This is a genomic window from Dyadobacter soli, assembly GCF_900101885.1.
GTDB lineage: Bacteria > Bacteroidota > Bacteroidia > Cytophagales > Spirosomataceae > Dyadobacter > Dyadobacter soli.
In genome coordinates, this window is sequence record NZ_FNAN01000026.1 from 25,639 (window position 1) to 38,629 (window position 12,991).

Here is a 12,991-nt window from a genome sequence, read left to right on the forward strand (position 1 = left end):
TCAATCTTTTAATACACTATTTGTGCCCGAATTTGGAATAGTCGGGTCAGGGATTAAATGTTATTTTTGTAGGTAGCTAAATGAAACCGATATGGAAAGTCAGCTGGATAGAATTACAATAGACGAAGCGGTATGCAATGGGAAGCCGGTAATCAGAGGTTTTCGGATCACCGTGAAAACGGTTTTGGAATACCTGGCCGCTGGCGAAAGCATTGAAAATATCCTGTCTGCTTATCCATTCCTGGAAGAAGCCGACATTAAAGCATGCATCGAATTTGCTGCTAAAACAGTTGATGGCGAACATTTCTCCTTAACCGCTGCCTGATGCCGGCCTGTCGCTATTTGATAGACGTCAACCTTCCCAAATTTTTCAGCTTTTTCAATTCTCCCGAGTTCGAGTTTGTGATCGATATCAATGCTAAATGGCCTGACCGGGACATCTGGGATTATGCACGCGAGCATGATCTGGTCATCGTTACAAAGGATTCGGACTTCTATCACCGGTGCCTGCTGGATAAGGAGCCCGTAAAAGTCATTCATTTGAAGTTGGGTAATTTACTATTGAAAGATCTTCATGATTTTTTTCTTGCTAACTGGGAGTTGATCACGATACATCTTACAGATGCTAGAATGATCATTGCTACGGCGGATGGTATCGAGGTTTTCCATTTGTAGTTTTAATCATAGTCGCGCAATTCAGTTACTTTATAAATTAATTTTCGTTAAAATATAACTATTTTAATGCAGGAAAGCGGCTGGTACGCAGCCCGAAAATTTATGTGCGCGATAGTGGCATTACCCATGCTTTGATGGGCATTGAAAATTTCAATAACCTGCTGGCGCATCCTGTTGTCGGCGGGAGCTGGGAAGGGTTTGTAATCGAAAATATCATGAGTGTGGCACCAGCCCGCATGCAGCCCTATTTTTACCGGAGCGCAGGCGGTGCCGAAGCCGATCTCATTCTGGAATTTGCCGACGGTAAAAAGTGGGCGATAGAAATCAAGCGAAATTCAGCGCCCAGTTTGTCCAAAGGATTTTACATCGCCTGTGAAGATATTCAGCCGGATAAAAGGTTTGTCATTTATTCCGGAAAAGACACATTTCCCATGGGCGACGGCGTAATCGCCACTTCGCTCAATGCTGTTATGGAGGAAATAATGAATTATTGAAAACCAATCGTGGGCTTCTGCGTAGCAAGCCAGCTATATTTCACCAAATCACCTGTACATTGTTGTACAAAGTGAATTTCTTATCGATTGAAATGATAGTTAGTGCCTCCGCAACTGCAGTTGCGATTAGCATTCTGTCGAATGGGTCGCGATGGTTGTCCCAAAGCGGCAGTTCATCATAAAGGTCGAGATGCTGTGGCTTTATGGTCAAAGTTTGAATGCCGATCTTCTGCGTTTCGTTGTAGTAGCGAGAGATAGGATGCAGCAATTCCAGTTTACCTGTCTTCTTTTTGATGGCCATCTCAAAGAAAGACAAATAACTTGTGTAGCAAATGGCGCCAGGATCTTCGATGATGTTTCTGACTTTTTCAGAAAGTTTGTGATGTTGACCAAGACTCCAAAGTATTGTGTGTGTATCGAGTAGATATGCCATTAAATATAGTCGGATAAATCGTCAAGGCTTTCATTGAAGTCTTCTGCCATCTTAATGGTTCCTGCCATACTACCTAATTTGCGTTTTTGGCCGACCTGTGTGCCGTCAGTACTCATAAAAGTCACCAGAACTTTGCTGTTTTTCGTCACAGGCGGCGATTCTTTGAGAGTTACTTTCCCATTTTCATAAATTCCTTCAATGGTGGTAAGCATAGCTTTAACTGGTTGATTCCTTTAAACAAATATAACAATTCAGGTCGATTAATGACAGCAGCACGTTGGCGACAGACCCTATGGCATAGAAGTTGGATTGCTTTTGTATAACACTTTCAGTTGATTCAATTCAAAACGAAATTCCCCTTGACCAAATCCCGCGGACATAGCATTGTTGAGCAATGGTTTAAAGATAAAAAGTGGAAGTGGGCGGCCTTTCAGAAGGAGGCGGCTGCGGCTTATCTGGCGGGGAAAAGTGGGTTGGTGAATGCGCCGACGGGCAGCGGAAAGACCTATTCTTTGTGGTTGCCGATCCTGATCAGGCACATTAATTCGATTCCTAAAAAGCCGTTAAAGACTAAAAAGGGGTTACAAGTCCTTTGGATCACGCCGCTTCGGGCGCTTTCGAAAGACCTTTTCCGGAATATGGAAACGGCGGCACTTGAAATGAACCTCACGTGGCGCGTGGGCATACGTACGGGCGATACGGGCACGCGCGAGCGCAACGAACAGAAACGCCAAATGCCCGACGCGCTCATTATCACGCCGGAGAGCCTGCACATGCTTTTTACGCAAAAGAATGCCTCCGAATTCTTCAAAAACCTCCATACGGTCGTGATCGACGAGTGGCATGAGCTGATGGGCAGCAAACGCGGTACCCAGACCGAACTGGCGCTGGCCCGCCTGCGCACCATCAACCCGGGTCTTCAGACTTGGGGCATCTCGGCCACCATCGGAAACCTGGAAGAAGCCAGGCAGGTACTCCTTGGCATGCAGTTCCCGCAGGAAAACGCCGTGACGGTCCGTGCGAATACCGAAAAGAAAATCCGGGTAGAAAGTATCATCCCCGAACGTGTCGAGACGTTGCCGTGGTCGGGGTACATGGGTATCAGGCTGGTGGATAAGGTCGTGGAAGTGGTGAACAAGAGCCGTACAACGCTGCTTTTTACGAATACGCGATCAGGAACTGAGATATGGTACCGCACGATTATCGAGAAATACCCGGAGTTTGCCGGCATTATGGCTCTGCACCACGCGTCGCTCGATCGCGAGATCCGCGATTGGGTGGAAGAGGCATTGCATGACGAGCGCTTGAAACTGGTGATTTGCACGGCTAGCCTCGATTTGGGAGTAGATTTCCGGCCTGTGGATACGGTTATCCAGGTAGGAAGCCCGAAAAGCATCGCGCGGTTTGTGCAGCGGGCGGGCCGGAGTGGTCACCAGCCGGGCGTGGAAAGCAAGATTTATTTTTGTCCAACCAATGCATTGGAACTGATCGAAGCGGTTTCGTTACGGGAAGGCGTGATCAAAAACATGATCGAGGATAGACCGCCGGTTGCTCACGCATTCGATGTATTGGCTCAATGGATGATCACATTGGCGGTGGGCGAGGGCTTCGATGAGGCGCAGCTTTTCGAGGAAGTTCGGAATGCGTATGGCTACCAATACCTGAACCGCCAAGAGTGGGAATGGCTTTTAGGATACATTACTACCGGCAGTTCGTCGCTCACGGTTTATGACGAATACAAGAAAGTGGAGCGCGTGAATGGGCGTTACGTGGTGACGAGCCGGCGCATTGCGCATCGACATTTGCTCAGTATGGGCACGATCGTTTCGGAAGTTTCGCTAAAAGTGAAGCTGCAAAGCGGCAAATACCTGGGTGCGGTGGAAGAGTCATTCGTTACCTGGATGAAGGCCGGCGACGTTTTCTTCTTTGCGGGTATGAGTGTGGAATTTGTACGAATCCATGAAATGACCGTGACGGTGAAAAAGGCCGATGGGAAGAAAGGCTACCTGGTGCGCTGGGCGGGGGGTAGGATGCCGCTTTCGTCCCAACTATCCGCATTCATCCGTGAACGCCTCGCCGATGCGATCGAAAACCCGCATAAGGAAGTGGAACTGGCCAAAATGCAGCCGCTGCTCGAATTGCAGGCGAAGCGCTCGGTCATTCCGAAAACCAACGAGCTGCTGATCGAGCAATGCGAAACCAGGGAGGGATATCATATCTTTATATTTCCGTTCGAGGGGCGGCTCGTGCATGAGGGAATGTCGATTTTGCTGGCCTACCGCATTAGCCAGCTGCGGCCGATCACGTTTTCGGTGGCGATGAACGATTACGGTTTTGAGTTGTTAAGTGATCAGTATGTCGATGTCGGCGAAATCCTGGGCGAAACCGATCTTTTCTCAACCAAACAGCTCGTGGACGACATTTACCAGAGCGTAAATGCGACGGAAATGGCGAAGCGGAAGTTTCGGGAAATCGCAGCCATTGCCGGGCTGATGTTTCAGGGCTATCCGGGTAAATATGTCAAAACGAGGCAGTTACAAGCGTCTAGCTCGTTGCTTTTCAATGTGATGAGTAAATACGAGGACAATAACCTGCTGATCAAACAGGCATATCAGGAGGTTCTGACCTACCAGCTCGAAGAAGTCCGCATGCGTCAGGCGCTGGCGCGGATCGAACATCAGAAAATAGTCATACAACACACCGACAGGCCCACGCCATTTTCGTTCCCGATTATGGTCGACAGGCTTCGGGAACAATTAACTTCGGAAAAACTGGACGACAGGATCCAGCGAATGATCAAACAGTACAGTAATGCAGATTGAGATCAGAGGTAACCGCTTTATATTATTGACGCAGCGCGCGATTTTTTGGGAAGAAACGCAAACATTACTGATCGGGGACCTGCATTTAGGTAAAATCACGCATTTCAGGAAAGAAGGCATCGCCATCCCCAATAATGCCATCGCCAACAACTTCCAGCGGCTTAACGAGCTTGTGCAGCAAACCGGCGCCACCCGCATCATTTTCCTCGGCGACCTTTTCCACAATGAATACAATTCCGAATGGGAAACCTTCCGCGAATGGCGCGCCGAACACCACTACATCGAAATGATCATCGTCATGGGCAACCACGACATCCTGCCCGTAAGCCTCCTGCTTGAATGTGATCTGGAAGTGTATATTAATGATTATGAGGAAGATATATTCATTTTTACCCATCACCCGAAAATAGAGTTTGACACCTCCAAATTCGTTTTTGCAGGCCACGTGCATCCAGTTTTTACTTCCTACGGCCGCGGCCGCCAAAGCGTGCGGCTGCCATGCTTCGTCATCGATAAGCACCAGGCCATTCTACCAAGCTTCGGAGTATTCACGGGAGGTTATCAAATGGGGCTCGCTGATGATCGAAAGATTTATATAACTACTGAAACGCGGGTTTTTTCGGTCTGTTAACTGTTGATTTTTAAGTTGTTATGATAAAACCGGAAAAATATGGAATCAGATTCCATATTTTTCCGGTTTTGCTTATTTTTGATGTATGATCGAAAGAATAGCTGCGTCAAAAATCGAACAACTGGCCACCCAGTTCAAGTCTGTGGCTGTCACGGGGCCTCGTCAATCCGGTAAAACCACATTGTCAAGATCATTGTTTCCTGATAAGGCATATCTCTCACTTGAAAACCCGGACGTCCGGCGGTTTGCATTGGAGGACCCGCGTGGTTTTCTGTCAAGATATGAATCCGGGGCTATTTTCGATGAAGTGCAGAGGGCGCCTGAGCTGTTTTCATATTTGCAGGAAATCCTCGACGAATCTCCTTCGCCCGGCCGTTTCATTCTCACGGGTTCAAACAATTTTCTGTTACAGCAAAACATTTCTCAAACGCTGGCCGGCCGTGTCGCCATTGTCAATTTGCTTCCATTTAGTACGGAGGAGCTTTTTGGAAACATGACCGACGTACCCGATGAGAATCAACTCATATTCAAAGGGCTATACCCACCGATTTACGAGCCGGGAATCCCGCCGGAAGACTGGTTCCCAAACTATTTGCGGACTTACATCGACCGTGACGTCAGGCAAATCAAAAACATTACCGATCTAATTGTATTCGAGCGATTTATGCGACTGCTTGCGGGAAGAAGCGGCCAGGAATTGAACCTGACTTCTCTCGCCGTCGACACCGGTGTGGACACGAAAACCGTGCAGTCGTGGATAGGAATTCTGGAAAGCAGTTTTATCATTTATCTGCTTCGTCCGCATTTTAAAAACTTCAACAAAACCCTCACGAAACGGCCCAAAGTGTATTTCTATGATACCGGGCTGGTTTGCTCCTTGCTGGGAATCTCGGCTATCGAACAACTGCCGCTCCACCCATTGCGCGGCGCGCTTTTCGAATCCCTCGTGGTAACCGAGCTCGTGAAGCAACGGACCAACGCCGGCAGGCCCGTCAATCTTTACTACTGGCGCGATAAAACCGGGCGGGAGGTTGACATCGTCATCGACAATGGCCTCACCTTAATCCCTGTCGAGATTAAAGCCGGAAAGACCGTTAACAATGAATTTTTCGGCAATATCACCTATTGGAAAAAGCTAAGCGGTGCGACGACCGGCTACATCGCCTACGCCGGAAATCAGATTGAAGAGCGTTCGAATGGGATTAGTGTAATGAATTGGTTTGAGTTGTTGAAACGGGGTGTTTAGACTCGCGGCCTGCATTAAGGAGGCTCCATACGGAGCCCCGTCGCAAGGCTGAACTACGGTATGCTACAAACAGAAGATTCCTCCGGAATCAATCTTGCCGCGGAAGTTCCGGAGGAACATCCTGTTTCTAGTAATCTAGCGATGCAAAATATGTACGGCTCCGGATGGAGCCTCCTAACGAGCGCATCCGTCAAAATCACCGATAATGCTCTCCCAGCTGCGCAATCAAATTGATAACCCGATTCTGATTCACAATATGCATCCGCATTTCCAGGCTCATATTCTCCATGTTTTCAGTACAGAGAAGGCTTTCTGTCATGAATGTCAGCGAATTGATGATTTCGCTGGGGCTGTCGGTTTGGAAGAATGCTTTGATAATTTCGTGTTCGTCTGATAAAGTGTTTTGAAGTGTGGTCATAGCTGCTTGAAGTTGAATGTGAAAAATCAAAAAGAGCTTACGGAGAACTCCGTAAAAACTGGCAAATAAAAAAGCCTTTATGGCTTGTATCGGACTATGGTTTCGATTTCAAAGTGACCGTATTCCAGTAATATTTGTCGCATTCGTTTTTCTGAAATCCCCTTTCCATAAATGTAATCCTGCATTGCCTGAACTGCTTTGCCGCGCTTTTGCTCAGGAGTTAAAGTGGGATATAAATTTTTGACCCACCAGTCAAAGGCTTCTTCAATAGATTGGAACGTTGTCATTTCATCAAAACTAATGATTTTATGGAAAACTCCGCAATTACTTTCTCAGGTTTTTTCTATCAGAAGTTCACGTACCTCGTCCTTGAACTCTTCATCGATACGTCGGCTTACTAGGAGGCCCTTTATGATTTTTTGAAATTCAAATTCCGTCACCACTCCGCAAAATGGAATATCGCGTCTGGAGTTGAGGGACAGTAATTCTGCATCGGTATAAGAGATGTATAACCATTGCAATTCACGTAGGTATAAGCATGCAATCCGTTTGCTGAGGTTTCGTGATCAATGCAAACGAGTGTATCGAGACTTTCGCGACTGCGCGTAATATGTTTCAGGTTTTTCTCAAACTGCGAGGTGCAGCAAACGGTTGTAAGGTACCCGCCATCGATTTTCTTTACGAAAACGTGGTAATGCGGAATGCCGTTGGCTATTTGAGGATCAGAAATGTATAGTATATTTCCTGAGACTAGTGCGTCCCGCAATTCTTTTGCCGTCATATATTGCGGCAATTATGCGTTTGCGGATTCAAAAAACAGTTCACGGGCTATTTCCAGGTCTTCCGAGCTGTTATTGAAAAGTCCCGTTTCATCAATGTAGTTTTCGAAAAAATCATTGATGTCCATTTTGTAACTGGAACCAGACTTTTCAATTTTCTCCTGAAACCGCTTCCATTCGGGGAAATAATGCGAATAATTGGCCAGCTCGAATTGATCGAGATTGTTATAATGCTTCAATATCTCGTCGGCTACTTCAAGGTCAGTTTCGGAAAAAACTTTTGGATTAACTTCCTGTGCGGATTTGACATTATGGCCGTCAAGCGTAAGAAATTGATCAAAATAAAGCTTTTCACTGGATTGAGCCGCTGTTTTGCCCTCAATCATATTCTTCGTATTGGAAGGGACCGCGCCCCATTCCATCGCATAATGCGTATCTCCCGTGACAGTCCGCACGTATTTTCGGAGGTGTAGCCTGTTAACCAGCCAGATCAGTTTGAGCGCCTTCATTTTATTGATGGCCCCCTGGTTGTAACTGGCAAAATAGTTGATTAACTGAACTGCTTTTTTGTGATTGTAGGCTTTCATGTTGATTTGTGTATAGTTTCTGCACGGCAAATATAACTAATTTGGAGTGAAACCATTAGACTCCCACTCTGGCCCGGTTTTATAACTATTCCCTACAAACCGGACACAAAAGCCATGGCTGAAATCATAGATATCAAAGTCAACGGGAAACAGCATCGTGTGGAGGCCGACGCGGATATGCCGTTGCTGTATTTACTTCGTAACAAGCTGGAAATGAATGGTCCCAAGTATGGATGCGGGATCGAGCAGTGCGGGAGTTGTATGGTGTTGCTGAACGGTAAGGCGATGCCTTCTTGTGTGATACCGGGTTCAGCCGCGGCAGAGTACGAGGTGGTTACGCTGGATGGGCTTGCGCGTGGCGGGAAGTTGAGTATTGTGCAGCAGGCATTTATCGATGAGCAGGCGGCCCAGTGTGGTTATTGTATGAATGGGATGATCATGTCGGCCACGGCGCTGCTTTCGGAAAATCCGAAGCCGTCGGATGCGGAAATACGTCAGGCACTCAATCGGGTGTTATGCAGGTGCGGCACACATACACGGATTATCAATGCGGTGAAGAAAGCGGCTGCACAGATGAATGGAACTCAAAAAGAGGAGAAACCATGAATGCATTTCAAGAATCGGAGATAGGTGGGGAAAGTGAGATGGCCAAATTCGCTGGAACAAGCCGACGCGAGTTTCTTAGAAATTCCGGGCGATTGCTGATCGGTTTTCAAATGTTACCGTTCGTGTGCGCGGCAATGGATGATAAGTTCACGGCGCACCCCGTCGCGGGCAATGGCAAGTCCATCGATTCGTGGCTGCAATTCGATTCGGAAGGCATTCTGACGGTCATTACCGGCAAGATGGAGCTCGGGCAAGGCATCCGGACGGCATTGATGCAAATGGCTGCCGAAGAGCTGAATTTGCAGATGGACCGCGTGCGGATTATCGTCGCCGACACGGCACAAACGCAGGACGAGCGCTATACCGCGGGCAGCGGGTCGATCGAGGGAAGCGGAAATTCCATACGGCAGGCAGCAGCGGAGGCCCGACGGGCTTTGTTGAAATTGGCGGCGGACCATTTCAATGCAGTTCCGGAAAAGTTGACAGTTGAAAATGGATTGATTCAATACGGCGCAAAATCGATCGCCTACCAGGATTTGATCAAAGGAAAGCAGCTCGAAATGGATGTTACGGGCAATGCACCATTGAAACAACATACGGAATACAAGCTGGTAGGGAAGGGTGTGGCGCGGACGGATATTGCCCAAATGGCCGCAGCCCAGCCCTACTATATTCAGGACATGCGGCTGCCGGGAATGGTGCACGTGCGGGTTTTGCGACCGCCGGTTTACGGGGCTAAATTGGTTTCCTTGCCCCGTGACGAGGTGTTGAAGCTGCCGGGTGTGAGTCAGTTGGTGGTGAATGGGAGTTTTGTGGCTGTGGTGGCTGCGGATGAATATCAATGCATTAAAGCGTTGCGGCTTCTGCGCGAAAAAGCGCAATGGAGCAGCCCTGCTCTATCGCCGTTGCCTGCCGGACTTTATGATGATATTCTGCAAAAAGGCACAGGGACGGAAACCGTCGAGGAAAAGAGTGACGTTGACAAAGGCCTTTCCGGCGCTTCGGTGAAGTTGGAGGCGGTTTACAAGCGGCCCTACCACATTCACGGATCGATAGGCCCGTCGTGCGCGATTGCGGAATGGAAGGATGGCTTGCTGACGATCTGGTCGCATAGCCAGGGCGTGTACCCGCTTCGAAGGACGATTTCAGACCTTTTGAACCTGCCGGAAGGCAAAATACGGATCATCGGCGTGCCTGGTTCGGGATGCTATGGGCACAATGGCGCCGACGATGTAGCGGGTGATGCCGCGTTGATGGCGATGCAGGTGCCGGGTAAGCCCGTGCGCGTGCAATGGATGCGCGAGGACGAGCACCAATGGGAGCCTTACGGTTCCGCGATGGTTTTGCGCATCAAAGGAGGGTTGGATGCGGAGCGACGGGTGACTGCCTGGCAGACGGAAATCTGGTCGGATACGCATTCGACGCGGCCGGGGGGGAATGCGGGGCATTTGCTGGCTGGACGCGATCTTGAAAAATCGTTCAGTTTTAAAAGCGGCGGGTTTTCGGGCGGCAGTCATCGCAATTCGGTGCCGTTGTATGATTTCAGTGCTCAAAAAATCATTTTACATAATTACAAAGGCCCGTTGCGGACGTCGGCGCTGCGAAGCCTGGGCGCTTATGCGAACATTTTTGCATTGGAATCTTTCATGGACGAGCTGGCATTCAAGGCGGGGAAAGATCCGGTCGCATTCCGGTTGGCGCATTTGAAAGATCAGCGGGCGAAGGCAGTAGTGGCGCTTTTGGTGGAGAAAGCGGGATGGAGAAGGGACGAAGTAGGAAAGGGAGGATGGAGGAAGGGGAGTAAGGAGCTTTCGGGCGAGGGTTTCGCATTTGCCCAGTATAAAAATAATGCGGCGTATTGTGCTGTGCGGGCGGAGGTTTTGATTGACCCTGTGAAGAAAACTTACAAGGTGACGAAGCTGAGCAGCGCGATCGATGCCGGGCAGACGATCAATAGTACGGGCGTTATCAACCAGACTGCCGGCGGGATGATCCAGGCGGCGAGCTGGACGATGATGGAGGAGGTAGTTTACGACCAGAAGGGCATCGTGAGCACATCTTGGGACAAATACCCGATCTTACGCTTCGCAGAAGTGCCTCATACCGAAGTGTTTCTGCTCGACCGCCCCGAACTGGAACCCATGGGGGCGGGCGAGGCCGCACAAGGTCCCACCGCGGCCGCCATTGCCAATGCGATTTTTCACGCCACAGGTAGTCGCCTGCGCGAAATTCCATTGTTACCGGAAAAAATCGATTGGAAAAAGCTTAGCTGAGCGCTGCCTGTGCGGCCGGTGTTTTTACTTTTAAATGCTTGCTGATCACGCGGATCAGTTCTTCCGCTTTGAAAGGCTTCGTCACAAATCCACTGAAATTGCATGCCGCTATTTCAGGCGTTTTTTCGGCAAAAGTATCGGCCGTGAGCGCGATTGCAGGTACATTCCGGTGCCTCGGGTAGGAACTTTGGATCTTTTTCATGGCCGTAATGCCATCCATGACCGGCATTTGAATATCCATCAAAATCAGGTCGAAATCGGCGGTTTCCAGCACGTGCAGCACTTCTTTACCATTGTTGCAAATCACAAATTCGGCTTCCCATTTATTGAGCAGGTGTTTGAGTAGAATCTGGTTGGCGAGAATGTCCTCCGCGGCCAAAATGCGGTAACCTTTCAGCGATGAGGTCGAAGGTGCATCCGTTTTTTCTTCCTCATAAGATGTGCTTCCCTTGCCAAAATTGAGTACCACGGTAAATGTGCTTCCCTGGCCGAGTGTGCTCTGTGCGGAAATGGTACCGTTCATAAGCTCGGTAATTTTGCGGGTAATGCTTAGTCCAAGCCCCGTCCCGCCGAAATTGCGGGCAGCATTGTTATTGTGTGCTTGTGAAAAACTGTCGAAAATCACGCTCAGCTTGTCTTCCGAAATGCCTATTCCCGAATCGGATACGGCTATTTTGAGGTCGATATGGTCGCCGTGATCGTGGGCGAGGTGTACGCTGACTTTCACAAAACCGCCCTCCTCCGTGAATTTGATCGCATTGCCGATCAGGTTGACCATGATCTGATTGAGCCGGTATGGGTCGCCCATCACAATTTGCGGCACTTCGCTGCTGCAATCGAATGTAAAATCGATCGATTTCTCTTTGGCCCGGATTTCAAAAGTTTTCATGAGGTAGCCCAGCTTCTCACGCAGGTCGAACTCGAAGCTTTCCAGACCAAACTTACCCGCCTCGATTTTAGAGAAATCGAGGATGTCGTTTAGTATAACCATCAGATTGTCAGCAGAATACTTGATGGTATTCAAATGCTGCCGTTCCTCGCCCGTAAAGCCGCCCGATAGCAGCAGGTCCGTAAACCCGATAATCGCATTCATCGGCGTGCGGATTTCGTGGCTCATGGTCGATAGGAAGTCGGATTTGATGCGCGTCGCTTCCTCAGCGTCTTTTTTGGCCTGAATCAGCTCCCGTTCGGCTATTTTGCGTGAAGTAATGTCGATCGCCGTGCCCAGTACTTCCTGCACGCGCCCGCGGGCATTCCGCTTGAACGGCACTTCACGTGTAATAATCCAGATCTCGGAGCCATCCTTGTGCCTCAGCCTGAACTCTTTTTCCACCACTTCCGCGTCTTTCACCCGGTAGCGCATGTGGTTGTAGTGCGCGCGGAAAGTGTGCAGGTCCTGCTCGTTGATAATCCGCGCGAGACCTTTCCGCGTGTCGGTTTCCACTTCGCATTCCGAGTAGCCCAATATCTTCCATATCTGTTTGTTATGAAAGATATTGGTCCACTTCTCGATGTCGATCACATAAATGATATTGGGCGAGAGGAGCGCTACTTTGTTTATAAACTCCTCTTTTTCAGCTAATTCATGCTCCGCCACTTCACGGCCCTTCTCCATTTCGAGCATTTGCCCCATGGTATGGAACACCTTCGTCAGTTTCTCCGAAGTAATCTCCGATTTGGGAAAATAGTCCAGCGCACCAGCCTTCATCATCTCCACAGCCAAGCGTTCGTCACCGTGCGATGTGAGCACGATCACGGGCAGGTGTTGCGCACGTTTTTTAACCGCTTTAAGCAGTTCCAGCCCATTGGTTCTGGGTAGCTGGTAATCGAGGAAAATGCAGCCCGGCGTCCAGATATCAAGCATTTGGAGCGCTTCTTCGGCATATTTGCATACTCGGATCTCCCCTATTTCCACCTGCGCCTTGCTGATCGCGCGGCTCAGTTTCATAGCGTCGATATCGTCGTCTTCAACAAGCAGGATGGATAGAGGGGGCATAAAAGGGGGCTGATATAGTGGTGAAATGAGC

The 12,991-nt window shown here is 49.1% G+C and carries 14 protein-coding genes; 8 read left to right on the plus strand and 6 right to left on the minus strand.

Translation table 11 applies throughout. From position 1 onward, the window contains the following. Window positions 1-91: 91 nt before the first annotated feature. The 3 genes from BLQ88_RS32105 to BLQ88_RS32115 all read left to right on the plus strand — a co-directional run bounded on the left by BLQ88_RS32105 (window position 92) and on the right by BLQ88_RS32115 (window position 1,169). On the plus strand, window positions 92-325 hold the full coding sequence (locus BLQ88_RS32105; RefSeq protein WP_090157121.1) for a DUF433 domain-containing protein: 234 nt from the start codon (window positions 92-94) through the stop codon (window positions 323-325). Further along, window positions 325-675 (plus strand): DUF5615 family PIN-like protein, encoded by a 351-nt coding sequence (locus BLQ88_RS32110; protein WP_176885177.1) that lies wholly within the window; start codon window positions 325-327, stop codon window positions 673-675. The genes BLQ88_RS32105 and BLQ88_RS32110 overlap by 1 nt, the downstream gene beginning before the upstream one ends. 134 nt (window positions 676-809) lie before the next feature. Next, window positions 810-1,169, plus strand: coding sequence for a DUF4143 domain-containing protein (locus BLQ88_RS32115; protein ID WP_510185995.1), 360 nt, complete (start codon window positions 810-812; stop codon window positions 1,167-1,169). A 40-nt stretch (window positions 1,170-1,209) separates the two neighbouring features. Here the strand turns inward: BLQ88_RS32115 and BLQ88_RS32120 are convergent, their stop codons facing one another. Beyond that, window positions 1,210-1,602, minus strand: coding sequence for a type II toxin-antitoxin system VapC family toxin (locus BLQ88_RS32120; protein WP_090157123.1), 393 nt, complete (start codon window positions 1,600-1,602; stop codon window positions 1,210-1,212). Beyond that, window positions 1,602-1,814, minus strand: coding sequence for a hypothetical protein (locus BLQ88_RS32125; RefSeq protein ID WP_090157124.1), 213 nt, complete (start codon window positions 1,812-1,814; stop codon window positions 1,602-1,604). Before BLQ88_RS32125 ends, BLQ88_RS32120 begins: the two co-directional genes overlap by 1 nt. Before the next feature lie 147 nt (window positions 1,815-1,961). On the opposite strand from BLQ88_RS32125, the gene BLQ88_RS32130 reads away from it, so the two are divergent. The 3 genes from BLQ88_RS32130 to BLQ88_RS32140 all read left to right on the plus strand — a co-directional run bounded on the left by BLQ88_RS32130 (window position 1,962) and on the right by BLQ88_RS32140 (window position 6,301). Beyond that, window positions 1,962-4,424 (plus strand): ligase-associated DNA damage response DEXH box helicase, encoded by a 2,463-nt coding sequence (locus BLQ88_RS32130; protein ID WP_090157199.1) that lies wholly within the window; start codon window positions 1,962-1,964, stop codon window positions 4,422-4,424. Continuing rightward, on the plus strand, window positions 4,414-5,055 hold the full coding sequence (gene pdeM / locus BLQ88_RS32135) for a ligase-associated DNA damage response endonuclease PdeM (protein ID WP_090157125.1): 642 nt from the start codon (window positions 4,414-4,416) through the stop codon (window positions 5,053-5,055). Before BLQ88_RS32130 ends, pdeM begins: the two co-directional genes overlap by 11 nt. Before the next feature lie 85 nt (window positions 5,056-5,140). Then, window positions 5,141-6,301, plus strand: a complete 1,161-nt coding sequence (locus tag BLQ88_RS32140) for an ATP-binding protein (protein WP_090157126.1) — start codon at window positions 5,141-5,143, stop codon at window positions 6,299-6,301. Between the two features lie 196 nt (window positions 6,302-6,497). Here BLQ88_RS32140 and BLQ88_RS32145 read toward each other — a convergent pair whose 3' ends face one another. The 3 genes from BLQ88_RS32145 to BLQ88_RS32155 all read right to left on the minus strand — a co-directional run bounded on the left by BLQ88_RS32145 (window position 6,498) and on the right by BLQ88_RS32155 (window position 8,085). After that, window positions 6,498-6,719 carry a hypothetical protein gene (locus BLQ88_RS32145; RefSeq protein ID WP_090157127.1) on the minus strand — a complete coding sequence of 74 codons (222 nt, stop codon included), beginning with the start codon at window positions 6,717-6,719 and terminating at the stop codon, window positions 6,498-6,500. Between the two features lie 77 nt (window positions 6,720-6,796). Continuing rightward, window positions 6,797-7,006, minus strand: a complete 210-nt coding sequence (locus BLQ88_RS32150; RefSeq protein WP_090157128.1) for a hypothetical protein — start codon at window positions 7,004-7,006, stop codon at window positions 6,797-6,799. Window positions 7,007-7,512: 506 nt separating this feature from the next. Beyond that, complete coding sequence (locus tag BLQ88_RS32155; RefSeq protein ID WP_090157129.1) at window positions 7,513-8,085, minus strand: Panacea domain-containing protein; 573 nt, start codon at window positions 8,083-8,085, stop codon at window positions 7,513-7,515. Between the two features lie 114 nt (window positions 8,086-8,199). Between BLQ88_RS32155 and BLQ88_RS32160 the strand changes: the two genes are divergently transcribed. Both BLQ88_RS32160 and BLQ88_RS32165 read left to right on the plus strand, forming a co-directional pair. Beyond that, window positions 8,200-8,691, plus strand: a complete 492-nt coding sequence (locus BLQ88_RS32160; RefSeq protein ID WP_090157130.1) for a (2Fe-2S)-binding protein — start codon at window positions 8,200-8,202, stop codon at window positions 8,689-8,691. Then, the gene (locus tag BLQ88_RS32165; protein ID WP_229212955.1) at window positions 8,688-10,964 is read left to right on the plus strand and encodes a xanthine dehydrogenase family protein molybdopterin-binding subunit; all 2,277 of its coding nucleotides are present in this window, start codon (window positions 8,688-8,690) and stop codon (window positions 10,962-10,964) included. Before BLQ88_RS32160 ends, BLQ88_RS32165 begins: the two co-directional genes overlap by 4 nt. Here the strand turns inward: BLQ88_RS32165 and BLQ88_RS32170 are convergent. After that, window positions 10,957-12,960, minus strand: a complete 2,004-nt coding sequence (locus tag BLQ88_RS32170; protein WP_090157132.1) for a response regulator — start codon at window positions 12,958-12,960, stop codon at window positions 10,957-10,959. The genes BLQ88_RS32165 and BLQ88_RS32170 overlap by 8 nt on opposite strands. Window positions 12,961-12,991: the final 31 nt, after the last annotated feature.

What these genes read in the sequence shown, in the direction of transcription:
- BLQ88_RS32145 (WP_090157127.1), bottom strand. Translation starts at nt 6,719, where the DNA reads ATGACCACACTTCAAAACACTTTATCAGACGAACACGAAATTATCAAA.
- pdeM (WP_090157125.1), top strand. Translation starts at nt 4,414, where the DNA reads ATGCAGATTGAGATCAGAGGTAACCGCTTTATATTATTGACGCAGCGC.
- BLQ88_RS32110 (WP_176885177.1), top strand. Translation starts at nt 325, where the DNA reads ATGCCGGCCTGTCGCTATTTGATAGACGTCAACCTTCCCAAATTTTTC.
- BLQ88_RS32155 (WP_090157129.1), bottom strand. Translation starts at nt 8,085, where the DNA reads ATGAAAGCCTACAATCACAAAAAAGCAGTTCAGTTAATCAACTATTTT.
- BLQ88_RS32170 (WP_090157132.1), bottom strand. Translation starts at nt 12,960, where the DNA reads ATGCCCCCTCTATCCATCCTGCTTGTTGAAGACGACGATATCGACGCT.
- BLQ88_RS32150 (WP_090157128.1), bottom strand. Translation starts at nt 7,006, where the DNA reads ATGACAACGTTCCAATCTATTGAAGAAGCCTTTGACTGGTGGGTCAAA.
- BLQ88_RS32165 (WP_229212955.1), top strand. Translation starts at nt 8,688, where the DNA reads ATGAATGCATTTCAAGAATCGGAGATAGGTGGGGAAAGTGAGATGGCC.
- BLQ88_RS32115 (WP_510185995.1), top strand. Translation starts at nt 810, where the DNA reads ATGGGCATTGAAAATTTCAATAACCTGCTGGCGCATCCTGTTGTCGGC.
- BLQ88_RS32105 (WP_090157121.1), top strand. Translation starts at nt 92, where the DNA reads ATGGAAAGTCAGCTGGATAGAATTACAATAGACGAAGCGGTATGCAAT.
- BLQ88_RS32140 (WP_090157126.1), top strand. Translation starts at nt 5,141, where the DNA reads ATGATCGAAAGAATAGCTGCGTCAAAAATCGAACAACTGGCCACCCAG.
- BLQ88_RS32125 (WP_090157124.1), bottom strand. Translation starts at nt 1,814, where the DNA reads ATGCTTACCACCATTGAAGGAATTTATGAAAATGGGAAAGTAACTCTC.
- BLQ88_RS32160 (WP_090157130.1), top strand. Translation starts at nt 8,200, where the DNA reads ATGGCTGAAATCATAGATATCAAAGTCAACGGGAAACAGCATCGTGTG.
- BLQ88_RS32120 (WP_090157123.1), bottom strand. Translation starts at nt 1,602, where the DNA reads ATGGCATATCTACTCGATACACACACAATACTTTGGAGTCTTGGTCAA.